We start from the raw sequence: 21,979 nt of genomic DNA, 5'->3' as shown, positions 1-21,979 counted from the left end.
TGGTTTGAAAGGAGTACAAATTCATGAATGAAGAGCAGAGAAAAGCGAGCGGACAAGTAAGTTCATCGGACAAAAAATCCGAGAAGGACTACAGCAAATATTTTGAAGCTGTGTACATTCCGCCTTCCTTAAAAGATGCAAAAAAACGGGGTAAAGAAGAAGTCGAATACAATCAATTTCAAATTGACGAGCAGTTTCAAGGGTTAGGGAACGGCCGCAAGTTTTATATTCGCACATACGGCTGTCAAATGAATGAGCATGACACAGAAGTGATGGCTGGTATTTTTATGGCGCTAGGCTATGAACCAACAAACTCAACTGAAGATGCGAATGTCATTTTATTAAACACTTGTGCGATTCGTGAGAATGCGGAAAACAAAGTGTTTGGAGAGCTTGGTCATTTAAAAGCATTAAAGCGTGAAAAGCCAGATTTAATTTTAGGTGTCTGCGGATGTATGTCCCAAGAAGAATCTGTCGTGAGCCGTATTTTGAAGAAACATCCATTTGTTGACTTAATCTTCGGCACGCACAACATTCACCGCCTGCCAGAGCTGTTATCTGAATGCTACCTTTCAAAAGAAATGGTCATTGAGGTTTGGTCAAAAGAAGGCGATGTGATTGAGAACCTTCCGAGAGCCCGTCAAGGTAAAATCAAGGGCTGGGTGAATATTATGTACGGCTGTGATAAATTCTGTACATACTGTATCGTGCCTTATACGCGCGGCAAGGAAAGAAGCCGCCGCCCAGATGAAATTATTCAAGAGGTCAGACGTTTAGCAGCAGAAGGATATAAGGAAATTACCCTTCTTGGTCAAAACGTGAATGCATATGGAAAAGATTTTGAAGATATGGAATATGGTCTTGGCCACCTTATGGATGAGCTGCGAAAAATTGATATTCCACGTATCCGTTTTACAACAAGTCACCCGCGTGATTTTGATGATCACTTAATTGAAGTGCTAGCCAAGGGCGGAAACCTTCTCGATCATATTCACCTGCCAGTTCAATCCGGAAGTTCTTCTGTGCTGAAGCTTATGGCGAGAAAATATGACCGTGAGCGTTACCTTGATCTTGTGCGCAAAATCAAAGAAGCTATGCCGAATGCTTCATTAACAACGGACATTATTGTTGGGTTCCCAAATGAAACAGATGAGCAGTTTGAAGAAACACTTTCGCTTTATCGCGAGGTTGAGTTTGATGCCGCTTATACGTTCATTTATTCTCCAAGAGAAGGAACGCCGGCAGCGAAAATGAAAGACAACGTGCCAATGCGTGTGAAAAAAGAACGTCTGCAACGCCTAAATGCACTTGTGAATGAAATTTCTGCGAAAAAAATGAAGGAATATGAAGGACAGATTGTCGAAGTATTAGTAGAGGGTGAAAGTAAAAACAACCCTGAGATCCTAGCCGGATATACAAGTAAAAGCAAGCTTGTGAATTTTAAAGCACCAAAAGAAGCGATTGGCAACATCGTCAAAGTGAAAATCACACAAGCCAAAACTTGGTCTCTTGACGGAGAAATGGTTGGAGAAGCTATCGAGGTGAATTAAAATGACACTTTATTCAAAGAAAGAGATTGTTGAGCGCGCAAGAGAGCTCGCTAAAATGATTTCTGAAACGGAAGAAGTTGATTTCTTCAAAAAAGCAGAAGCGCAAATCAATGAAAATACAAAAATTTCAACGATCATTAATCAAATTAAGGCGCTTCAAAAACAAGCTGTAAATTTAAAGCATTACGGCAAACATGAAGCATTAAAACAAGTCGAAGAAAAAATCGATGCCCTGCAGGAAGAACTGGATGACATCCCAGTCATTCAAGAATTCAAAGAATCACAAACAGAAGTCAATTCCCTGCTTCAGCTTGTAGCGCACACGATTTCGAATCAAGTAACAGATGAAATCATTCTTTCAACCGGCGGTGACCTTTTATTAGGAGAAACCGGTTCAAAAGTAAAAAACTCATCACCAAGTTGCTCCATTAAATGAGAAAACCCCGCAGATGCGGGGTTTTTTTGTTTTCCTATTGAAATGCACTACCCATTCTCTTCATGCTTCATCAACTCCAAATCTCTCACTCTCCAACTTTTCCAATTTTCAAGGCAAGTTTATGGGCGACCATGCATACACTGAAACAGAAATGAATTTAATTGAACATGAAGTTCAAAATCGTGACACACTAGACGAATGCCCAGCATAAGATAAAACGATCAAGAACAAGGAGGCATGCCGGAATGTCTGAATACAGAGAAATTATTACAAAAGCGGTGGTTGCAAAAGGGAGGAAATTCACCCAAAGCACACACACCATTTCTCCATCGCAAAAACCAACCAGTATCCTAGGTGGTTGGATCATTAATCATAAGTATGATGCTGAAAAGGTCGGTAAAACGGTTGAGATCGAAGGAACATTTGATATTAACGTATGGTACTCTTACGCTGACAACACGAAAACAGAAGTCGTCACAGAGCGTGTGAAGTATGTAGACATCATTAAACTGAGATATAAAGATAAAAATTTTCTTGATGATGAGCACGAAGTGATTGCGAAAGTTTTGCAGCAGCCCAATTGCTTAGAAGTGACTATTTCTCCAAATGGCAATAAAATTATCGTTCAGGCAGAGCGAGAGTTCATTGCTGAGGTAGTCGGTGAAACAAAAATTGTTGTAGAGGTCAATTCAGACTGGAAAGAAAAAGATGATCACGAGTGGGAAGAAGAAGTGGATGAGGAGTTAGAGGATATTCATCCAGAGTTCCTAGCAGGTGATCCAGAAGAGTAAGGAATGACTAGGGCGCATATCCCCCTAGTTTTTTTGTGCCTGATCTAGGAGAAAAAAGGTGATTTTTTATGCTATAATTGAAGATGGTATGAATTCGAAAGTAATATAGTGAGGGATTAGAAATATGGCAAGTTATACGCCCATGATACAGCAATATTTAAAGATCAAGGCAGATTATCAAGATGCCTTTTTATTTTTTCGCTTAGGCGATTTTTATGAGATGTTTTTTGATGATGCGAAAGAAGCGGCGCAAGAACTAGAAATTACGTTAACAAGCAGAGACGGCGGCACAATTCCAATGTGCGGCGTTCCATATCATTCTGCTTCTGCATACATAGAACAGTTGATTTCAAAAGGCTACAAGGTCGCCATTTGTGAGCAGGTGGAAGACCCTAAAACGGCAAAAGGTGTAGTCAAAAGAGAAGTTGTTCAACTGATTACACCAGGTACCGTCATGGATGGTAAAGGTTTAAGTGAAAACGAGAACAACTTCATTGCGTCTGTTACCAGCTTTCAAAATGGATACGGTCTTGCGCTGTCTGATTTATCAACAGGTGAAAACATGGCGGCTTTCATCGATCGATTAGATGAAGTCGTATCAGAAATTTATTCTGTTGGTGCAAAAGAAATTGTGGTGTCAAAGCAGCTGGATGAGGAAACAATCAAAACCCTTAAAGAACGCTGCCAAGCAACTATTTCATACGAAGATAGTGATGAACTATTAGAGGAAGCTGAACAGCTCGTTTCCCATCTTGACGACAAGTTAAAAACGGCATTTTTAACACTATATGCCTACTTAAGAAGAACGCAAAAAAGAAGCTTGGATCACCTTCAGCAAGTTCAAGTGTTTGAGCTTGAACAAACGATGAAAATTGATCTTTACTCAAAACGAAACCTTGAATTAACAGAAACGATTCGTTCAAAAAGCAAAAAAGGCTCTTTATTATGGCTGTTAGATGAAACAAAAACAGCGATGGGCGGCAGACTGCTCAAGCAATGGATCTACCGGCCGCTCATTCGTCTTTCGCAAATTAACGAGCGCCAGGAAATGGTGCAAATTCTGATGGATCATTTCTTTGAGCGCGAGGATCTGCGCGAACGATTAAAGCAAGTATATGATCTTGAGCGTCTAGCGGGCCGCGTGGCATTTGGCAACGTGAATGCCCGTGATCTCATCCAGCTCAAGGAATCCTTAAAACAAGTACCGGATATTAAACAACTCGTTCAATCATTACCAGAGGAAATGGCAAAATCAAGAGCGAATGAGATTGATCCTTGCGGCGACCTGCTTGATTTATTAGAAGATGCACTTTATGAAAATCCGCCGATGACGATAAAAGAAGGCAATTTGATTAAAGATGGCTACAATGCAAAATTAGATGAATACCGTGATGCCAGCCGAAACGGAAAGGACTGGATTGCACGTCTCGAACAGCAGGAAAGAGAATATACCGGCATTCGCTCATTAAAAGTCGGGTTTAATAAAGTGTTTGGTTATTATATCGAAGTGACACGTGCAAATACACATCTGCTTGAGGAAGGGCGTTATGAAAGAAAACAAACGCTTGCCAATGCAGAGCGGTATATCACACCTGAATTAAAAGAAAAAGAAGCACTGATTCTTGAAGCAGAATCAAATATTAACGAATTGGAATATGAACTATTTACAGCTCTCAGGGAGCAAGTAAAAGGCTATATTCCTAGATTACAGCTGCTCGCAAAACAAATGAGTGAGCTGGATGCGCTTCAATGCTTTGCGACTGTTAGTGAAAAGCGCCGTTATATCCGTCCGGAATTCTCAGAGGATGACGTGGATGTCAAAGATGGCCGTCACCCTGTCGTTGAAAAAGTGCTGGATCACCAGGAATATGTACCGAATGACTGCCATATGGGAAAAGGCAGACAAACCTTACTCATCACTGGACCGAATATGTCAGGGAAAAGTACGTATATGAGACAAATGGCTCTCATCTCGATTCTTGCGCAGATTGGCTGCTTTGTGCCTGCGTCAAAGGCGACGCTACCAATCTTCGATCAAATCTTTACCCGTATTGGTGCAGCAGATGATTTGATTTCTGGTCAAAGTACTTTTATGGTAGAGATGCTCGAAGCAAAAAATGCGATGGTGCACGCAACGAAAAACAGCTTGATTTTATTCGATGAAATTGGACGTGGGACAAGCACCTATGATGGAATGGCGCTTGCGCAGGCGATCATTGAATTTGTTCATGATCATATTGGGGCCAAAACCCTATTCTCTACACATTACCATGAGCTGACGGTTCTTGAATCTCAATTAAGCGAGCTGAAAAATGTTCATGTGCGAGCTGAAGAGCATGAAGGCACAGTCGTTTTCTTACATCAAATCAAAGAAGGTGCAGCTGATAAAAGCTATGGTATTCATGTAGCGCAGCTAGCTGAATTGCCTGATGCCATCATCAATAGAGCCCAGACCATTTTAACGGAGCTTGAGAGCGGATCACATGACGTGACCCCGAACGTATCTCCAGCACCAAAAGTAGAAAAGACTGAAGAAAAACAGCAGCTATCTTTCTTTGAAGTAGAAGAAAAACCGCAGCCAAAAGCTGCTCTAAAACAGAAAGATCAAGCGGTCATCGATGAATTAAAATCATACAACCTAATGGATATGACTCCGCTTGAAGCTATGACAAAGCTGTATGAATTGCAAAAGAAATTATAATGTAAGGTGAGGTGAGCAGAAATGGCAAAGATTATTCAGTTATCCGATGACCTATCCAATAAAATTGCTGCAGGTGAAGTGGTCGAGCGCCCAGCTTCTGTTGTAAAGGAGCTTGTGGAAAATGCGATCGATGCAAAAAGTACAGTGATTGAAATCGATGTAGAAGAAGCAGGTCTTTCTTCTATAAGGATTATTGATAATGGTGTTGGAATCGATGCTGAAGATTGTAAGCTCGCCTTCCAGCGTCATGCAACGAGCAAAATCAAAGACGAAAATGATCTGTTCCGTGTCAGAACCCTTGGATTCAGGGGAGAGGCACTGCCAAGTATTGCATCTGTCTCTCATTTAGAAATGAAAACAAGTACTGGCGAAGGAGCTGGGACACACCTAGCTTTGCAAGGCGGGAAGATTATTTCAGAGAAAAAAACCTCTGGCCGCCGCGGCACTGAGATTGTGGTCACCAACTTATTTTACAATACGCCAGCTCGCCTGAAATATATGAAAACCGTTCATACGGAGCTTGGTAATATATCGGATGTGGTCAACCGAATTGCGCTAGCTCATCCCGAAGTATCAATCCGTTTGCGTCATCAAGGGAAAGTTCTCCTCCAAACGAATGGAAACGGAGATGTGCGTCATGTACTTGCGGCCATTTACGGGACAGCCGTGGCGAAAAAAATGCTGCCGCTCCACGTACAATCACTTGATTTTGAAGTGAAAGGGTATATTTCCTTACCAGAAGTGACGAGGGCATCACGGAATTATATGTCTTCTGTTGTAAACGGCCGATATGTCAAACATTTTCCGCTCGTGAAAGCGATCCATGAAGGATATCACACACTGCTTCCGATTGGTCGTCATCCAATTACATTTATTGAGATGAAGATGGATCCAATTTTAGTAGATGTGAACGTTCATCCTTCGAAGCTTGAAGTGAGACTAAGTAAAGAACAGGAACTTCATGAGCTGATTAAACAAGGAATTAAGGAAGTATTTCAAAAGCAGCAGCTCATTCCAAGTGCCTCAGTACCAAAAAAAGCACCAATACCAGCTGTGAAAAATGAGCAACAATCCTTAACCTTTGATGCGAAACAAGGAAACCAAAGCCAACCAGAAACACCGCTAACCTATCAGCCGGATCCGCACGAGTCGGTCATATACGAGACAAGTTATACCGATGCATATGGGATGCCTAAACAAGAGAAGACAGAAGCATCATCACCAGTATCTTATGAAGAAGTATCATCTGAGCGTATTCATTTAGAGGAATCCGCCGCTTCATTTGAAGATGAAGAGACGGTACTATATGAAGATGTGACAGAGACGATGCCTGAAAACGAACGCGTCCCTGTGATGTATCCAATTGGGCAAATGCACGGCACATATATTTTAGCTCAAAATGAACGAGGACTTTATATCATTGACCAGCATGCAGCTCAAGAGCGAATCAAGTATGAGTATTATCGTGAGAAGGTGGGAGAGATCGAACAGGAAGTGCAAGAAATGCTCGTCCCCTTAACATTTCACTACTCTAAAAACGATATGCTGATCATTGAAGAGCATAAGGATATTCTAGCGAAAGTGGGTGTCTTCTTAGAGCCCTTTGGTTCAGGAAGCTACATCGTTCGTTCGCATCCACAGTGGTTTCCGAAAGGTGAAGAGGCTGAACTGATCGAAGAGATTATAGAGCAAGTGCTTGATGAAAAGCGTGTTGATATCAAGAAACTGAGAGAAGAAGCGGCGATTATGATGAGCTGCAAAGGCTCAATCAAAGCAAATCGTCATTTGCGTCATGATGAAATCAAAGCCTTATTAGATGAACTCCGGACAACGAAGGATCCATTCACCTGTCCGCACGGCCGGCCGATCATTATTCATCACTCCACTTATGAAATGGAGAAAATGTTTAAACGGGTGATGTGATATAAAAAAAGCGCTCTTAACAGAGCGCTCAGCGTGTAGACAAACCCTCGCATTCGTTGTCAGTCCTGCGCTTCGGTGCTCACGAATGTCAAATTCACTCCGCTCCGATGCTCTTCCTTCCTAGACTGCAAAGGGTTTCTATCACGCTGAAAAAAAGACAAAGGGCTAAAATTAAGATCATTTTAGCCCTTTGTCAACAATCTGAAGCGCTCTTAACAGAGCGCTTTTTTCTTTAGCATCCGCAAGGATCTGGCGGTGTGACCACAACTGGTCGTGTATTAATATCAATCGTATCTTCTGCATAAAATTTGGAACCAATGCTGATTGCTCGATTTTCTGCGCGGAACGTATATGTACCTGCAGCAGGAAGTACTTTATGTGAAAGCTTTAATGTATATTTGGAAATTCCAAGTAAATCCAGTCTGAGCGGAATACGAACGGTTTGTCCGTTGTTCAAAATGTAGCTGTCCTTTAATGCTTTACCGTTCAAGATGTCTTTTGTTGTTGCTTGGAAACCCTTTGGCAGTGTGAACTCAACTGCACCAAGACTTAGAACTGAATTTGGGCTGTACGTCAGCTCAATGTCAGAATAAGACCATTCCTGCTTACTAGCTCCTGTAATTTTAGCGTAAAGAGCAGCTGGCTTTACATTGGTTGATGCTTTGCTTTCGGCTCCTTCAGCAGATGCAGAAAGTGGTACTGACAGCGCCATAACCAATGTGAGCATCCCCATCATAAGAATCGTCCATGTTTTTTTCATTTTTTCCTTCCCCCTTGTTGAATATAGGTAAATAATAGATGATTACACCCATTATTTACCTATAATGTTACCATATTACCATATGGTATTAAATGGTATATTATACCCTTATTTTGTCATTCTTTAGTAATAGCGGGGGAATAGCGCATTTGGTTGATTCATTCCGTAAAAATGGCCAGGCATTTGCTGGTTTGTTGGCATCATCATATGCATATCTTGATAACCGTATGGATGGTGCGGCATCATCCCATATCCACCATAATGGCCTAGATGATGGTGATCCTTCATTGGAACATGCTTTGAAAAGTAATCATGCTGATTGGGAAACGTTGAATAGGGTGAATGATGATGTGGATGGTGCGCATTATACATATCTTTTTTGCCGCTATGATAATGGTTTGGCATATTCATATGATCATGCATGTTTGGCGCAATCATATGCTCATGATTGGCTGTATACACATTTTCAAATGTGTGATAGGGATTTTCTTGGTGATAATGATTCATTTGGCTGTTCATATCGTTCATGTATATCTCATCCTTTATGTCAGGTTGCCATATCCTATGAGACAGATTTGCTTCATGAGCCTATCCATATGAAAGAAAAAAACCGGCTTTTCAGCCGGGAAAAAGAAAAGCAGGTAAAGCGTCAAGCCTTAAATTTCGTAGCGATGTCTTCTTCTACGACGCTTTTTACATCTGCTGCAGACACTTTTAGGAAAATAACAGGGATCGTAGCTTCGAGAGGTATCCCAAAAATCGCTCTCAAACCATTTATCTTTTTTATGACAAAACTTTTTTTCTTTACATGGATCCTCGTGGTGATGATCGTCATGCTTTTTATGACAGTTTGAGTGGGAATGTTTGCACTTGCATTTGCACATTGTCATCCCTCCTAAATGTGACTCAATGCTAGTATATGCAAGAAAGAGTCATGAGGACTGGATGCTCTCACTTCTTTTATAAAAAAGGCTTTTTCTAAAAAAACTCAAATAAAAAGAATTGACTAGTGCTAAAATAACATGATAAAATATAAATTTTTATCCTCTGATGAAATGTGTTATAATGATTTTGTGAATACTTTCGGAGGTGGCGGATTTGTTTCAAATAGGTGATAAAATTGTTTATCCAATGCATGGAGCCGGTGTGATTGAAGGAATGGAAGAAAAAGAGATTTTAGGTAAGACGCAGGAATATTTTCTGATTCAAATGCCGAATATGCAGATGATGGTCCCAAAAGGCAGAATCAATCAACTAGGTATACGTCCGGTAGCAGATCAAGCAACGCTGAAAGTTGTGATGAACAATTTTGCAGAAGAAACAAACGACGACACGCTTACTTGGAAGCAAAGATATGATGAAAATCTGAAAAAGCTAAAAACAGGTGCGATCGAAGATGGTGCAGACGTTGTTAAAGATCTGATGAGACGAAATCAGAAGAAAGCATTAAATTCAAGTGAAAAGAAGATGCTTGAAGATGCAAGAGGCATGTTAGTGAGTGAGATTTCACTTGCGCAGGGACTGTCGCAAGATGAAGTGATGACAGTTTTAGAGAATGAATTAAGAATGTAATGATGATATACAGAGACTAGCTGTAAACAGAAGAGGAGACTCCTTTGTTTACAGCTTTTTTGTTTTGAAAAAAAGAGTAATATTGGCATTTTTGTAGGTGGTTTTAACTAATATTGAAATGAGGTCATACGATTTAGTTTTTACGCGGACAACAAAAATTCAAAGACCTCTGATATACCTAGATGACATTAAAAACAGGTAAGTTTTCCTGATTCATTTAAATGAGCCGGACAACCTTTGAATTTTTTAAGCCATTGATAGTAAAATATTGCGGTAAGATGACACCTAAGAGAAAAAAGGAGCGGTGAAATGAAAAGGTTACTAATAAGTGGATTCATCTTTCTTATTCTGTGTACTCTTTTAATGGTGAAATGCAGCCATTCTGTTCAAGAAAAAAAAGAGCAAAAGAAGCATTATCAAGAGGTAGAAAAGTATCAAAAAGAGCGAAAACAAGGTGATCAATACGAAAGCTTTAAACAGCTCATACGACATGAAAAAGAAGGGTACGAGATAGAATTTCACGAAAAGGGCGGAAGTGATTTACTCGTATTTTCTCCTCATGGAGGAGAGATTGAACCAGGAACAAGTGAAATTGTAGAAGCCTTTCAAGAAAGCTACTCTACGTATTTGTTCGAAGGTACAAAGCAAGACAATAACCGGGACCTGCATATCACGAGTACTAATTTTGATGAACCCGTTTTGGTTCAAATGATTAAAACGTATCCTTTTTCAATTTCCATCCACGGCTATAAAAGTGATAAAAGACACACGCTCGTTGGCGGCACAAATGAAAAAATGCAAAGAGCGGTTGTGCGAGAACTAAAAGATCGAGGATTTTCCGCAGAAATGGTACAAAAAGGCGAACGGCTTTCTGGTACAGATCCTAAAAATATAAATAATCAAAATGCAAGTGGTGAAAGTGTTCAACTAGAAATTAGTACAGCGCAAAGAGAAGCTTTTTTTGACAATTTTGATACGAGAAAAGGAAAGAAAAAAGCATTCAGACGTTATATCAATGCGTTAAAAGAAGTACTAAGAGAATTCGACCCGTCTTCGTAAAAAAAGTTTTGATGGGCAAAAGTACTCTATTTAAACTTGGTAAAAAAGATAGGAATATGCGATTTGAACATAAAATATGTAATAACTTACAATTTGCCTTAAAAACATAAATTATGTAAAATAATAGTTATCAGTTTGATATGATAGAATGGGGCTGAAGTGGATGGCACACAAAATACCATCTTCCGAAGTAGGTGTAAAGATCAATCAATGGTACACACATATTTGCAAATTTGAAGTTGAACAGGCAAACGGCATGAAGCGCCTTGTTGAAGAAGAAATTCATGATATGGAAGAGGATCAAGATTTACTCCTATATTATTCCCTAATGGATTTTCGCCATCAAATGATGCTTCAGCACTTAGCGCCCGTCCATGCGGGGAATGAAACGCTTCAAGCAGTGTCCTTTCCTAAAGAAATTGACGATGCAGAAGATGAGATGACAGGCTTACTAGGCTATTATTTTCATTTTTTTCATGGAATGTATGCGTTTATCCAGCGCCGGTATATCGAGGCCATTTCATATTACAAGCATGCGGAACATCAACTGATTTTAGTGACAGATGAGATTGAAAAAGCAGAATTCTACTATAAAATCGCAGAAGTATACTATCATATGAAACAAACTTATTTCTCCATGCACTATGCTAAAAAGGCGAGAGACATCTATAAGAAACATCAGCTTTATGGAAAAAGAAGCATTCAATGTGATTTTGTCATGGCAGGTAATTGGATTGATGTCAATCAGTATCAAAAAGCGCTTCCTTATTTAGAAAAAGCGTTAAAAGTCTGTGAAGCGATGGAACAAAAAGAATGCACATCTTACTTTAAAGCAATGGCTCTTAATAACCTAGGCACTTGTCATTATAGTATGGGAACGTACCATACAGCGACTGTCTTTTTTGAACAAGCCATTTCACTTTATCAGAAAGATCAAGCATCCACGATGATCAAATCGTTGTTTTCACTTGCCCTTACTTGTTTTAAACTCGGAGATATTCAGCGGGCGGGCGAGGCCATATCTACAGGAATGAAAGAGGCTTGTGTATTGGAAGATGAAATTTATCAGTTAAAATTTCAATTTTTACAGGCGCTCTATATAGAGAAAGACGGTTGTGAGCAATTGAGGTCGGCCCTTTTTGGTCTGAGAAATAAAAAAATGTTTGCTGATTTAGAGGAATTAGCACTTGATGCGGCTAATTATTATAAGGAACGCGACATGTACAAGGAATCCTCCACTTTTTTTGAGATTGTGATCGAAGCGCGTACGCACATTCAAAAAGGAGATGAGATGTATGAGAACGAAGCATAACATGTCAGCTGCTCAAGTAGATGAAAGACTTCACACTTAAAAATGAGACAAACAACACCCTTTACGCATAAACGTAAAGGGCTTTTTTCTTTATTCTTTGATTGCTTTTTCTGCGTCAATTGCACCTGCTCCATAAATCATCGGATCATCTCCAGACCACTTGCTTGTATTTTCTTTTAACAGGGTTTTGACTTCATCTGGCGTTAAATCTGGTGAATGCTCTAATAGTAGAGCGCAAATACCAGCACAAATTGGTGTTGCCATCGATGTGCCAGATAACGTTGTATAATCATCGTCTACTCTGCTTGATTTGTCGAGTTTATCCAGAAAGGATCTTGGTGATCTGAGAGAAACGATGTTTACTCCTGGTGCGAGGATATCAGGCTTTGCTTCCCCGTAAACAGTAGGCCCTCTGCTTGAAAACGGTGCTACGATATCGTCACTTGATTCAGGTGTATTCCTGTCATCATAGGCTCCGACCGTAATGACTTTTTGGCTGACAGCAGGGCTTGCAATCGTCTGGCTGTTAGGACCAGAGTTACCGGCAGCGACGCATACAACAATCCCTTGATCCCAAGCCGCATTGACAGCACGCACCATTGGATCGTCCTGTTCGTCATCATAACGCTGCGCAGCTCCGCCTAGCGACATGCTGATAATATGAATCGGATCATCAGGGTGGTCTTGGTTGAACTGCATGCACCATTCAACACCTTCTATAATAGTAGAAAGTGATCCAGCCCCTTGTTTATTTAACACTTTCACACCAATCAGATTTGCTTTTGGGGCAGGTCCTTTGTATAGGCCGTCTGAAGCGGATCCATCTCCCGCGACATCTCCCGCGCAGTGTGTACCGTGGCCATTATCATCATAAGGCTTTGTTTTTTGTTTGACTAAATCCACAAAATCACGAATTCTTCCATCTAAATCTTCATGCGGATAAATTCCCGTGTCAATGACAGCGACCGTAATGCCTTCACCGGTTAAAGTTGTCCCGTTTCGGATGACTTCTTCAGCATGACTTGCTTGTGTGGCTACGTCCAGCAGCGCATGTACTTTCCGGTCTAAATAAATTTTACGAATATGCTCACCGTTTGCTAATAGCTCCTCTAAAGCAGCAGGCGTTAAATCAGCAGCGCAGCAGTCGATATGTGAAAAATGTCGTTTTATATTTGTTTTTCTGCTTTTTTTCATTAATTGTTTCGTGCTTTGAATTCCTGCCTCGGCTGCACCTTCCTTAAATTCAATGATCACACGAAGCTTCTTTTTCTTCTTCAGTCTGCCTTCGAAAAAACGATGAAGAAAGCATGGCGTCCATTTAAAAGGTTTATAAAGGTGAAGAACGGTCTCTCTTAAAGGCTGATCTAGTTTACTAGCATGTGTTCTGACCATTTGCACCATAGAAAATCCAAACATGTGATGCCCTCCATTCCAGCTATCCATTCTCGTACACTCTTACGTTATGTGATTGAGAACTGCTTGGTTCGGATTCTTGTCCCTTCTTTTCTTCATATTGGCGGCTTGCTTATGCCTTCCAAAAAAGAAAAGCGCTTACATTTTGTAAAATAATAGAAAAAGGTGGAAATCATGTAGAATCTGCCGATGATAGGTGGGAGAGTTCTTCTAAGAGAACCAGCGAATCAAAGGATTTTGCAGAAAAAGGAGGGGTGTAGACAGGGTCAATGCTCATATAAATGTGATGCGTGACAGATGGAAAAAATCAAATCCTTATCAAAAAAAGCCGAATTAAAGAAAACAGACTGGATAGGACTAGGTCATATTAAACATAACGTCATTTCTTTGTCATACTATTCTAACTCTGTTTTCAAAGAGGAGAGGCGTTTCTGTGTATATAAATGCAATTATCTTATTTTTGAGGAATCTCATGATCTAGAGTGTTATGATCAAACGTGAAGAGAAAATGTGGAAAAAATGAATAAGAAATGATGATTCAATATAAATCATAGAAACGGCTTAGAAATCTGTTAAAGGAGAACGGGAATGAAGAAGTTTTTTGCTTTGCTTCTCCTGCTTGCGATCGGATGGGGCGTTTATTATACCATGCAAGCACAGGAACATGATGAGCCAGTGTCATCAGGTGGGGAAGACGAAAGCGGTTCAAATGATATTTATCGAAATTTTAAAGAACTGGAAGAAAACGAATCAACAAGCAGCTACAACATTACAGCTAACCCAGTGCCCGGCAGCCGCCTTCTTGTGATGTCACCTCATGGCGGGAGGATTGAAGGCGGCGTGAGCGAGATTGTCCATTTTTTTGACAACGATTTTTCGACGTATTTATTTGAAGGTCTAAGAGAGAATGCATCAGAACTTCATATTACAAGTACAAACTTTGATGAGCCAATCGGCGTCGCGCAGGCAAAAGCACATGATTACGTGTTAGCAGTGCATGGATACAAAGGCGAGGAAGGAATTGACCATACTCTCGTCGGCGGAACAGATTACGACCGTGCAGAGAAAATTGTGAGCTCATTAGAGCGGAACGGGTTTTCTGCTGAACTAGCTGTCGCACACGCAACCCTGAGCGGGACAAGCAATCATAATATTAATAATCTTACAAAAACAGGGCAAAGTGTGCAGCTTGAGATTAGCAGAAGTCAGCGTGAAGCTTTATTTGACAGTTTCGACTTTCGAAGGCGGTCGAGTACAAAAAACGAGGCGTTCTATCGTTATGTCAGGGCAATTCGCACAGTGCTTGATGAAGAATATACATAAGGACCGTGCACATGTTAAGACAAGCAGGGGAATTCTTGTTACACTATGAACAGTGATAACAAAAGGAGAGACGGATATGACGCGTCATCATTTTCATCTTCAGGCAAGCTGGCCTGGTCTGCGTAACGATGTGGGTACAATCGCATGTGAACAATTAAAAACAAAGATTTCGATTCCAAAGGAAATGGACGGTCCAGGTATTGGAACCAATCCAGATGAGATGCTCTTAGGTGCAGCCGCTACGTGTTATATCATTACACTTGCAGCCATGATGGAGCGGAGTCAATTAGAGAAAGAGGATCTATCGATGAGCTCTGAAGCTGTCGTAGATGTGACAAATGGTGTGTTTACTTATGAGGAAATCATTCATCGACCTGTTATCATCCTCAAAGAGACCGCTTCCGCACAAGATATTGAGCTGGCCCGAAAGCTTGCGCATAAAGCCGAAAGCTCATGTATGATCTCAAGAGCTGTTCAGGGTAATGTGAACATTTCCTTAGAAGAAACCATTCAAGCCGGCCGTTAAAACAAAAAAGTCATTTTCTCTTGAAATATGGAGAAAATGACTTTTTTTATGACGTCCATTCGGTTTGATCGAGTTGTGCTTTGGTTTCGTTCTTTTGCTTCTTGGACTGATTTAAGACAATCACGCCGCAGATGACAAGTGCAAGGCCAATGAAGCCTTTCGTGCTGATTGTTTCGTTAAACAGGAAAAGTCCTACAAGAGCAGTGAGAGCTGTTCCAACACCAGACCATGTTGCATAGGCAGATGAGAGCTCAATGGTTTTAAGTGCTAAACTGAGGAAAGTAAAGGCGCATCCAAATCCGATCAGTACCCCGATACTCGGCAGCAGCTGCGAAAAGCCTTGAGAAAGCTTCAGCATTGTACTGCCAAAAACCTCCGTTAAAATGGCTCCTGTTAAGTAGAGCATTCCTTTCATGCTCTCTCACATCCTTTATGACATATTTAATAGTACGACCCCTGAGACAAGCATCGCCATCCCAATGACTGCTTTTTGGTTCAAGGTTTCTTTGAAAAAGAGCACGCCAAAAATAGCCGTGAGGACCGTACCAACCCCAGACCATGTTGCATAAGACATGCTAAGTGGAATAATGTTCAGTGTCAATGACAGCATATAAAAAGCAAGTGAATAGCCAGCCACAACGACAGCGCTTGGCTTCCAGCGTGTAAAACCATTAGATAATTTTAACATCGCGGCGCCAATGGCTTCAGAAAAAATGGCCACTGCCAAAAAAAGATAACCGAGGATCATGATCATCCCTCCTCTAATAGGTATAAAATCCGATGAAGTAAAAGGGTTTTTATCCTCTCTTTTCAGCGGTTCAAGCTGAAATATTTCTGAAAACCAGCATGCTCTGCCATCTGCTGAAGGGTGAGATGTCTTACTCCTTCTTTTAATATCATACGGGCAGCTGCATCAAAATGGCTATTTTGTGGTTTTAGGCATAAAAAAAACACCTACTTTACTGAACAGTCGGTAAAGTAAATGTTAACCCATGAAAAAAGAGTGTGTCAATCGATTCATTTTATGAACGGATGTTTTCACTTAAACGTCATATTTAATACCAAGGGTATGGTCCGTACGGCGGGTATGGAGGCGGGTAAGGGTATCCATAACCATATCCTGGCGCAAGCAGAGATCCAGCAAGCAAGCCTCCAGCAAAACCACCTAAAAATGGAGGTCCAAAGAATCCAGGTCTCCCAAACCCAAAACCAGGGCGTCCAAATCCAAATCCGGGTCTCCCAAACCCAAAACCAGGACGTCCAAATCCGAAGCCAAAAGGTCTTCTCATGTCTTCTTGAATAAATGGAGGTGTGTCAAAATAATTCATAATAAAAGGCTCCTTTCTCATAAAATCACTGTAACTGACATCAGTGTATTCCGATTGCCTACATATGTTTGGGTGAACGCCTAATATAAGGAGGAATGTTAGAAATGGGCCTGTATCCATCTGATTGGGCAAAGTGTCCGCCGCATGCTCATGCATATAAAGCACGTACGGATGTAACAGAGGGGCATTATCATTTAATAGAAGGTATTTCTCAGCCTGTAAATGGAAGCAGTACCGACCGGCATACTCATTTTTATCGCGGGATCACCTCCTTTGAAAGAGGGCATTTCCACAGGTACTATGGAATTACAGGACCTGCAATTCCAAGAGTGGATGGAACACATTATCACGAGATCGAGGAAGTCACCTATTCAGCCTATCTCGATTCTGTACCCATCCCATACGGAGGTGTCGTCTATAGTCCAGATGAGAAGCGGCCAACACATAAGCATCGTTTAAAAGGAAAAACATATGAAGTGGTTGGAAATGAACCGCTTGGCTGGTGATGGCCAGGATATAGGAGAGTAAGAAAAGTTATGCTATACTGTAGGCAGTTTTGTAAAAGAGAGTGATGTTATGAATAAAGCGAAGCAGCCAGTAATCGTATTAGTAGGGCCGACGGCTGTCGGCAAAACCAAATTGAGCATTGATATAGCCAAAGCATTTAATGGAGAGATTATCAGCGGGGATTCTATGCAGATTTATAAAGGAATGGACATTGGAACAGCTAAAATCACCCCCGAAGAAATGAATGGCATCCCGCACCATTTAATTGATATTAAACAGCCGGACGAATCCTTTTCGACAGCTGAATTTCAGCAGCTGGTCCGTTCGAAGATCAAAGAGATTGCCGCTAGAGGGAAAACGCCAATGATTGTCGGCGGAACAGGCCTCTATATCCAATCTGTTTTATATGATTACACATTTACGGATGAGAAAAGTGACCCTGTTTTTAGAGAAGAAATGGCGCTGTTTGAACAGCAACACGGCGCGATTTTGCTGCACGAAAAGCTAAAGGCAGTAGATCCTGATGCGGCAAATGCTATTCATCCGAATAACGTCCGCCGCGTGATCCGGGCGCTGGAAGTGATCCATACAACAGGTCAGAAAATGTCGGAAATGCAAAACGGGCATCAAGAAGTTCCTCTTTATGATACAGCCTTCATTGGGCTGAAAATGGATCGAGAGCTTTTGTACGAGCGCATTCATCAAAGAATTGATATGATGATAGATGAGGGCTTAATTGAAGAAGTGAGAGCACTTTATCAATCAGGCTTGAAGGATTGTCAGTCTGTTCAAGCCATTGGTTATAAAGAGCTGTATGCCTATTTTCAAGGTGACTGCTCACTTGATGAAGCCATCCAGCAATTAAAGCAAAATTCCCGTAGATATGCGAAGCGTCAGTTCACGTGGTTCCGTAATAAAATGGCGGTCACTTGGTTTGATATGACACCGCCTTGCCACTTTTCAGACAAAAAAGAGGAAATTTTCGCATATATAGCAGGAAAGCTTGGACTTAAAGCGAAACTGTAGTTATCAGAATCAAGGAGGACGAAACATGAAACCGATTAATATTCAGGAGCAGTTTTTGAATCAGATCCGCAAAGACAATACATTTGTCACAGTATTCTTACTGAATGGCTTTCAGCTTCGCGGTCAAGTGAAAGGATTTGACAATTTCACGGTGCTGCTTGAAACAGAAGGAAAGCAGCAGCTTATTTATAAACACGCCATTTCTACATTTGCACCTCAAAAGAATGTAAATCTGGAATTAGAATAGTATAGGTTGTATTGAATAGCCCCATGCCTCTGCGAATAAACCGGCCGAACCCGCTACGTTTTTTGTCAGTGCAGAGGGGCTATTTTGTATGCAATGAAACTTTTCTGCCAATTTTTCGTATAATTCCTTATTGGATATTAGAAGGGTGAGGGGATTCGTATGGAAAATGCAGAGCTTGAATTAAGAAGGATTAGAGTAATCCTCCTTTTGATTGGAATTGTAGTCTTGTTTGGATCGTGCGCTATCTCAAACATTGAAACGAGACAAGAAAGTTGGAATAACCATTCTCATGAAAATGCAGATGGCGTTTTACCATCATCTGCTGCACTAAAAAATAATCACTTTGCTGTTGTGAAAGATGATCAAGTACATGTGTACCGATTTGATGAAAAAGAAGGAGAACTGACGCTCGTTACAACGAAATACATAGATGAATGGGATGAAGAAGAATATGATGATGGCCTTGATGATGAAGAGTAAGCACGTAAATTTACAAATGAATGTGAAGCCGCTACACTATAATCATGTATCAGACATCTAGACAGAAAAGGATGAGTTCATGACACATAAAATTAAAATTAATCATTGGGAACAAACTTGTGAAGACGATTCCTGTTTCGAATATGGAACAAGTGTTTCTGTAAATGGGAAAGAATTAGTGAGAGAAGCTTCAATCGCCTCTGCGCTTGAAGCGGTGCTAAAAGAATTAGGTGTTGAAGTGGAAATTACAGAAGTGTCAGAAGATTTACAGTGCGATGCCTACAAAAAATAAAACAAAAAGTCTAGTCTACTAAGCGATTTTTTTTCGTGTTATGATAGATTTCGGTTTCAGTTGAATAGGGAGTAGAGCAGTCTATTTTTAGATCCTGTTCTGCTCTATTTATTTGAACGTACGAGTTCGGCTATGAAGGTTCGGCCGGGTTGGTTGATTTTTTTCGTTTTGAACATCTATATGTTGTGTTTTGAAAAAACATAGTATACTATATATAGTGAATAGCGAAATGATCAACAATACTAAAAACTAGGTCGTGATGGAATTGATTCAAATCGTATTTGATTCAAAAACAGGAAATGTTCAACGCTTTTTGGACAAGACCCCTTTTACAGACAAACGAAAATTGACTGGAGAAGAGTTTTTGGATACGCCGTTTATTCTCGTCACCTTTACGACAGGATTTGGACAAGTCCCTAGTACCACTCAGTCTTTTTTAGAAAAAAATGCTCACCTTTTACTAGGTGTTGCGGTGAGTGGCAACAAAGTGTGGGGAGATAATTTTGCAAAAAGCGCCGATACGATTTCTAAACAATATCAAGTTCCTATTTTGCACACCTTTGAACTAAGCGGAACAAAAAGGGATGTTGAATTGTTTACACAGGAGGTAGAAAGAATTGTCACAAAATCAGGTTCCAAAGTGGATACAATTAAATAACGAAATTATGATTCAAAAAGAAGGAAAGTTTCAGTTCGATAAGGACAAAGAAGCTGTACATAGTTATTTCGTAGATTACATTAATCAAAACACGGTCTTTTTTCACAATCTAGAAGAGAAGATTGATTACTTAATAGAAAACGACTACTATGAGGAAGAATTTTTAAGACAATACAGCATGGCAGATATTAAAGAAGTTTTTGAAGCTGCATATGCCAAAAAATTTAGATTCCCATCATTTATGAGTGCATTTAAGTTTTACAATGACTATGCACTGAAAACAAATGATAAAAAGAAAATCCTTGAACGCTATGAAGACCGCATTTCAGTTGTAGCACTTTTCTTTGCGGGTGGGGATAAAGAAAAAGCACTTGAGTTTGTAGAATTGATGATCAATCAAGAGTACCAGCCAAGTACACCAACCTTCTTGAACGCTGGACGTAAAAGACGCGGTGAGCTTGTGAGCTGCTTCTTGCTTGAAGTGAATGACTCACTAAACGATATTTCAAGAGCGATTGATATTTCCATGCAGCTGTCAAAACTAGGCGGCGGCGTCAGTTTGAACCTGTCAAAACTTCGTGCAAAAGGCGAAGCAATCAAAGATGTAGAAAATGCGACAAAAGGTGTCGTCGGCGTGATGAAGCTTCTTGATAATGCATTCAGATATGCAGATCAAATGGGGCAAAGACAAGGATCAGGCAGTGCCTACCTGAATATTTTCCACAGAGATATCAATGATTTCTTAGATACGAAAAAAATCTCTGCAGATGAAGATGTTCGCGTGAAGACTCTGTCCATTGGAGTCGTCATCCCGGATAAATTTATCGAGCTTGCTAGAGAAGATAAAACAGCTTACACTTTCTATCCGCACACAGTCTATAAAGAATATGGACAGCATCTTGATGAGATGGACATGGAAGAAATGTATGACGAGCTTGTAGAAAACCCGAAAGTTAAAAAAGAAAAAGTCAATCCGAGAAAGCTTCTTGAAAAATTGGCTGTTCTACGCTCAGAATCAGGCTATCCATATATCATGTTCCAAGATAATGTAAACAGAGAGCATGCTTTGAACCATATTTCACGAGTGAAATTCTCAAACCTTTGCTCAGAAGTGCTTCAGGCGTCAGAGGTTTCTTCTTACACGGACTATGATCAAGAAGATGAAATCGGTCTTGATATTTCTTGTAACCTTGGTTCATTAAATATCATGAATGTCATGAAAAACAAATCGATCGAAAAAACGGTTAAGCTTGCAACAGACTCACTAACGCTTGTGTCTGAAACAACAGACATTCGCAATGCACCGGCTGTTCGAAAAGCGAACAAAGCGATGAAGTCAATTGGACTTGGTGCGATGAACCTTCATGGGTATTTAGCTCAAAACCAAATTGCCTATGAAAGTGAAGAAGCAAGAGATTTCGCAAATACGTTCTTTATGATGGTGAACTATTATTCAATTAAACGCTCAAGTGAGCTTGCGAAAGAAAAAGGAGAAACATTCCATCGTTATGAAGGCTCTGGCTATGCAACTGGTGAGTACTTCAATAAATACGTGGAAAATGATTTCACACCAAAAACAGAAAAAGCAGCAGCACTATTTGAAGGCATGCACATTCCAACAAAAGAAGACTGGGCAGCACTCAAAGAATTTGTAGCGGAAAATGGCATGTATCATAGCTATCGTTTATGTATTGCACCAACAGGTTCCATTTCTTATGTTCAATCGGCAACAGCCTCTGTGATGCCAATTATGGAACGTATCGAAGAAAGAACATACGGTAACAGCAAAACCTATTACCCAATGCCGGGTCTTTCAGCGCAAAACTGGTTCTTCTATAAAGAAGCGTACGATATGGACATGTTTAAAGTGGTCGATATGATCGCAACGATTCAGCAGCACGTCGATCAAGGAATCAGCTTTACACTATTCCTAAAAGATACGATGACAACGCGTGATTTAAACCGCATCGATCTTTATGCACACCATAAAGGCATTAAGACACTTTATTATGCAAGAACGAAGGATACAGGGCAGGAAGGCTGTCTTTCTTGTGTTGTTTGATTAAAGGAGAGTT

24 protein-coding genes are annotated in these 21,979 nt (G+C 40.5%); 18 read left to right on the top strand and 6 right to left on the bottom strand.

What is annotated here, in order from left to right:
- The first annotated feature begins 23 nt into the window (after positions 1 to 23).
- The 5 genes from miaB to mutL all read left to right on the top strand — a co-directional run bounded on the left by miaB (position 24) and on the right by mutL (position 7,401).
- On the top strand, positions 24 to 1,550 hold the full coding sequence (gene miaB, locus QSJ46_RS09940; RefSeq protein ID WP_034281907.1) for a tRNA (N6-isopentenyl adenosine(37)-C2)-methylthiotransferase MiaB: 1,527 nt from the start codon (positions 24 to 26) through the stop codon (positions 1,548 to 1,550).
- 1 nt (position 1,551) lies between these two features.
- A complete protein-coding gene (ricA, locus tag QSJ46_RS09935) occupies positions 1,552 to 1,986 on the top strand; it encodes a regulatory iron-sulfur-containing complex subunit RicA (RefSeq protein WP_047202216.1) in 435 nt (144 codons plus the stop codon).
- Between the two features lie 245 nt (positions 1,987 to 2,231).
- Positions 2,232 to 2,777, top strand: coding sequence for an outer spore coat protein CotE (gene cotE / locus QSJ46_RS09930; RefSeq protein ID WP_039178732.1), 546 nt, complete (start codon positions 2,232 to 2,234; stop codon positions 2,775 to 2,777).
- A 124-nt stretch (positions 2,778 to 2,901) separates the two neighbouring features.
- On the top strand, positions 2,902 to 5,478 hold the full coding sequence (mutS, locus tag QSJ46_RS09925; protein ID WP_285604671.1) for a DNA mismatch repair protein MutS: 2,577 nt from the start codon (positions 2,902 to 2,904) through the stop codon (positions 5,476 to 5,478).
- 21 nt (positions 5,479 to 5,499) lie between these two features.
- Positions 5,500 to 7,401 (top strand): DNA mismatch repair endonuclease MutL, encoded by a 1,902-nt coding sequence (mutL, locus tag QSJ46_RS09920; protein ID WP_047202218.1) that lies wholly within the window; start codon positions 5,500 to 5,502, stop codon positions 7,399 to 7,401.
- Positions 7,402 to 7,633: 232 nt separating this feature from the next.
- Here the strand turns inward: mutL and bslA are convergent, their stop codons facing one another.
- Together bslA and QSJ46_RS09910 are read right to left on the bottom strand one after the other, a co-directional pair.
- Positions 7,634 to 8,161, bottom strand: coding sequence for a biofilm surface layer hydrophobin BslA (gene bslA, locus QSJ46_RS09915; protein ID WP_260775952.1), 528 nt, complete (start codon positions 8,159 to 8,161; stop codon positions 7,634 to 7,636).
- Positions 8,162 to 8,284: 123 nt separating this feature from the next.
- Entirely contained in the window at positions 8,285 to 8,689 is a 405-nt protein-coding gene (locus tag QSJ46_RS09910) for a hypothetical protein (protein WP_047203896.1), read from the bottom strand.
- Between the two features lie 68 nt (positions 8,690 to 8,757).
- Here QSJ46_RS09910 and QSJ46_RS09905 point away from each other — a divergent pair, with 68 nt between their 5' ends.
- The 4 genes from QSJ46_RS09905 to QSJ46_RS09890 all read left to right on the top strand — a co-directional run bounded on the left by QSJ46_RS09905 (position 8,758) and on the right by QSJ46_RS09890 (position 12,104).
- Positions 8,758 to 9,015 (top strand): hypothetical protein, encoded by a 258-nt coding sequence (locus QSJ46_RS09905; protein ID WP_047203897.1) that lies wholly within the window; start codon positions 8,758 to 8,760, stop codon positions 9,013 to 9,015.
- A 244-nt stretch (positions 9,016 to 9,259) separates the two neighbouring features.
- Entirely contained in the window at positions 9,260 to 9,733 is a 474-nt protein-coding gene (locus QSJ46_RS09900; protein ID WP_047203898.1) for a CarD family transcriptional regulator, read from the top strand.
- Between the two features lie 309 nt (positions 9,734 to 10,042).
- On the top strand, positions 10,043 to 10,792 hold the full coding sequence (locus tag QSJ46_RS09895; RefSeq protein WP_047203899.1) for a poly-gamma-glutamate hydrolase family protein: 750 nt from the start codon (positions 10,043 to 10,045) through the stop codon (positions 10,790 to 10,792).
- A 163-nt stretch (positions 10,793 to 10,955) separates the two neighbouring features.
- Complete coding sequence (locus tag QSJ46_RS09890) at positions 10,956 to 12,104, top strand: Rap family tetratricopeptide repeat protein (protein ID WP_107163711.1); 1,149 nt, start codon at positions 10,956 to 10,958, stop codon at positions 12,102 to 12,104.
- 90 nt (positions 12,105 to 12,194) lie between these two features.
- Here QSJ46_RS09890 and QSJ46_RS09885 read toward each other — a convergent pair whose 3' ends face one another.
- Complete coding sequence (locus QSJ46_RS09885; protein WP_064498491.1) at positions 12,195 to 13,520, bottom strand: S8 family peptidase; 1,326 nt, start codon at positions 13,518 to 13,520, stop codon at positions 12,195 to 12,197.
- 585 nt (positions 13,521 to 14,105) lie between these two features.
- Here QSJ46_RS09885 and QSJ46_RS09880 point away from each other — a divergent pair.
- Both QSJ46_RS09880 and QSJ46_RS09875 read left to right on the top strand, forming a co-directional pair.
- Positions 14,106 to 14,840: a poly-gamma-glutamate hydrolase family protein gene (locus tag QSJ46_RS09880; protein WP_047203902.1), complete on the top strand. Its 735-nt coding sequence runs from the start codon at positions 14,106 to 14,108 to the stop codon at positions 14,838 to 14,840.
- 76 nt (positions 14,841 to 14,916) lie between these two features.
- Positions 14,917 to 15,366, top strand: coding sequence for an OsmC family protein (locus tag QSJ46_RS09875; protein WP_039178763.1), 450 nt, complete (start codon positions 14,917 to 14,919; stop codon positions 15,364 to 15,366).
- 46 nt (positions 15,367 to 15,412) lie between these two features.
- On the opposite strand, the gene erbB is transcribed toward QSJ46_RS09875, so the two are convergent.
- The 3 genes from erbB to QSJ46_RS09860 form a co-directional block, all read right to left on the bottom strand.
- Positions 15,413 to 15,781, bottom strand: a complete 369-nt coding sequence (gene erbB, locus QSJ46_RS09870) for an SMR family multidrug efflux transporter EbrB (RefSeq protein WP_058837646.1) — start codon at positions 15,779 to 15,781, stop codon at positions 15,413 to 15,415.
- A gap of 15 nt (positions 15,782 to 15,796) precedes the next feature.
- Positions 15,797 to 16,114, bottom strand: a complete 318-nt coding sequence (erbA, locus tag QSJ46_RS09865) for an SMR family multidrug efflux transporter EbrA (RefSeq protein WP_039178769.1) — start codon at positions 16,112 to 16,114, stop codon at positions 15,797 to 15,799.
- Positions 16,115 to 16,421: 307 nt separating this feature from the next.
- Positions 16,422 to 16,694 carry a hypothetical protein gene (locus QSJ46_RS09860; protein ID WP_047203904.1) on the bottom strand — a complete coding sequence of 91 codons (273 nt, stop codon included), beginning with the start codon at positions 16,692 to 16,694 and terminating at the stop codon, positions 16,422 to 16,424.
- Positions 16,695 to 16,798: 104 nt separating this feature from the next.
- Between QSJ46_RS09860 and QSJ46_RS09855 the strand changes: the two genes are divergently transcribed.
- The 7 genes from QSJ46_RS09855 to nrdE all read left to right on the top strand — a co-directional run bounded on the left by QSJ46_RS09855 (position 16,799) and on the right by nrdE (position 21,966).
- On the top strand, positions 16,799 to 17,200 hold the full coding sequence (locus QSJ46_RS09855) for a YmaF family protein (RefSeq protein ID WP_034623557.1): 402 nt from the start codon (positions 16,799 to 16,801) through the stop codon (positions 17,198 to 17,200).
- Between the two features lie 70 nt (positions 17,201 to 17,270).
- Positions 17,271 to 18,227 carry a tRNA (adenosine(37)-N6)-dimethylallyltransferase MiaA gene (miaA, locus tag QSJ46_RS09850; protein WP_058837643.1) on the top strand — a complete coding sequence of 319 codons (957 nt, stop codon included), beginning with the start codon at positions 17,271 to 17,273 and terminating at the stop codon, positions 18,225 to 18,227.
- 25 nt (positions 18,228 to 18,252) lie between these two features.
- On the top strand, positions 18,253 to 18,474 hold the full coding sequence (hfq, locus tag QSJ46_RS09845; protein WP_024424088.1) for an RNA chaperone Hfq: 222 nt from the start codon (positions 18,253 to 18,255) through the stop codon (positions 18,472 to 18,474).
- 159 nt (positions 18,475 to 18,633) lie between these two features.
- A complete protein-coding gene (locus QSJ46_RS09840) occupies positions 18,634 to 18,954 on the top strand; it encodes a YmzC family protein (protein ID WP_039178780.1) in 321 nt (106 codons plus the stop codon).
- Positions 18,955 to 19,033: 79 nt separating this feature from the next.
- Positions 19,034 to 19,246, top strand: coding sequence for a hypothetical protein (locus QSJ46_RS09835; RefSeq protein WP_039178783.1), 213 nt, complete (start codon positions 19,034 to 19,036; stop codon positions 19,244 to 19,246).
- 265 nt (positions 19,247 to 19,511) lie between these two features.
- Positions 19,512 to 19,904 (top strand): class Ib ribonucleoside-diphosphate reductase assembly flavoprotein NrdI, encoded by a 393-nt coding sequence (gene nrdI, locus QSJ46_RS09830; protein ID WP_008360380.1) that lies wholly within the window; start codon positions 19,512 to 19,514, stop codon positions 19,902 to 19,904.
- The gene (nrdE, locus tag QSJ46_RS09825; RefSeq protein WP_034281935.1) at positions 19,864 to 21,966 is read left to right on the top strand and encodes a class 1b ribonucleoside-diphosphate reductase subunit alpha; all 2,103 of its coding nucleotides are present in this window, start codon (positions 19,864 to 19,866) and stop codon (positions 21,964 to 21,966) included. Before nrdI ends, nrdE begins: the two co-directional genes overlap by 41 nt.
- Positions 21,967 to 21,979 lie beyond the last annotated feature (13 nt).

The organism is Bacillus sp. YKCMOAS1 (assembly GCF_030268125.1).
GTDB lineage: Bacteria > Bacillota > Bacilli > Bacillales > Bacillaceae > Bacillus > Bacillus safensis.
This window is presented reverse-complemented; position numbering and strand designations above follow the sequence as displayed.

Coding starts and splice junctions, on each gene's coding strand:
- QSJ46_RS09860 (WP_047203904.1), bottom strand. CDS start 16,694: ATGAATTATTTTGACACACCTCCATTTATTCAAGAAGACATGAGAAGA.
- mutS (WP_285604671.1), top strand. CDS start 2,902: ATGGCAAGTTATACGCCCATGATACAGCAATATTTAAAGATCAAGGCA.
- mutL (WP_047202218.1), top strand. CDS start 5,500: ATGGCAAAGATTATTCAGTTATCCGATGACCTATCCAATAAAATTGCT.
- cotE (WP_039178732.1), top strand. CDS start 2,232: ATGTCTGAATACAGAGAAATTATTACAAAAGCGGTGGTTGCAAAAGGG.
- QSJ46_RS09880 (WP_047203902.1), top strand. CDS start 14,106: ATGAAGAAGTTTTTTGCTTTGCTTCTCCTGCTTGCGATCGGATGGGGC.
- QSJ46_RS09840 (WP_039178780.1), top strand. CDS start 18,634: ATGGAAAATGCAGAGCTTGAATTAAGAAGGATTAGAGTAATCCTCCTT.
- QSJ46_RS09910 (WP_047203896.1), bottom strand. CDS start 8,689: ATGAACGATATGAACAGCCAAATGAATCATTATCACCAAGAAAATCCC.
- QSJ46_RS09885 (WP_064498491.1), bottom strand. CDS start 13,520: ATGTTTGGATTTTCTATGGTGCAAATGGTCAGAACACATGCTAGTAAA.
- miaB (WP_034281907.1), top strand. CDS start 24: ATGAATGAAGAGCAGAGAAAAGCGAGCGGACAAGTAAGTTCATCGGAC.
- bslA (WP_260775952.1), bottom strand. CDS start 8,161: ATGAAAAAAACATGGACGATTCTTATGATGGGGATGCTCACATTGGTT.
- erbA (WP_039178769.1), bottom strand. CDS start 16,114: ATGATCCTCGGTTATCTTTTTTTGGCAGTGGCCATTTTTTCTGAAGCC.
- QSJ46_RS09905 (WP_047203897.1), top strand. CDS start 8,758: ATGAAAGAAAAAAACCGGCTTTTCAGCCGGGAAAAAGAAAAGCAGGTA.
- hfq (WP_024424088.1), top strand. CDS start 18,253: ATGAAACCGATTAATATTCAGGAGCAGTTTTTGAATCAGATCCGCAAA.
- miaA (WP_058837643.1), top strand. CDS start 17,271: ATGAATAAAGCGAAGCAGCCAGTAATCGTATTAGTAGGGCCGACGGCT.
- QSJ46_RS09875 (WP_039178763.1), top strand. CDS start 14,917: ATGACGCGTCATCATTTTCATCTTCAGGCAAGCTGGCCTGGTCTGCGT.
- QSJ46_RS09895 (WP_047203899.1), top strand. CDS start 10,043: ATGAAAAGGTTACTAATAAGTGGATTCATCTTTCTTATTCTGTGTACT.
- ricA (WP_047202216.1), top strand. CDS start 1,552: ATGACACTTTATTCAAAGAAAGAGATTGTTGAGCGCGCAAGAGAGCTC.
- erbB (WP_058837646.1), bottom strand. CDS start 15,781: ATGAAAGGAATGCTCTACTTAACAGGAGCCATTTTAACGGAGGTTTTT.
- QSJ46_RS09835 (WP_039178783.1), top strand. CDS start 19,034: ATGACACATAAAATTAAAATTAATCATTGGGAACAAACTTGTGAAGAC.
- QSJ46_RS09890 (WP_107163711.1), top strand. CDS start 10,956: ATGGCACACAAAATACCATCTTCCGAAGTAGGTGTAAAGATCAATCAA.
- QSJ46_RS09855 (WP_034623557.1), top strand. CDS start 16,799: ATGGGCCTGTATCCATCTGATTGGGCAAAGTGTCCGCCGCATGCTCAT.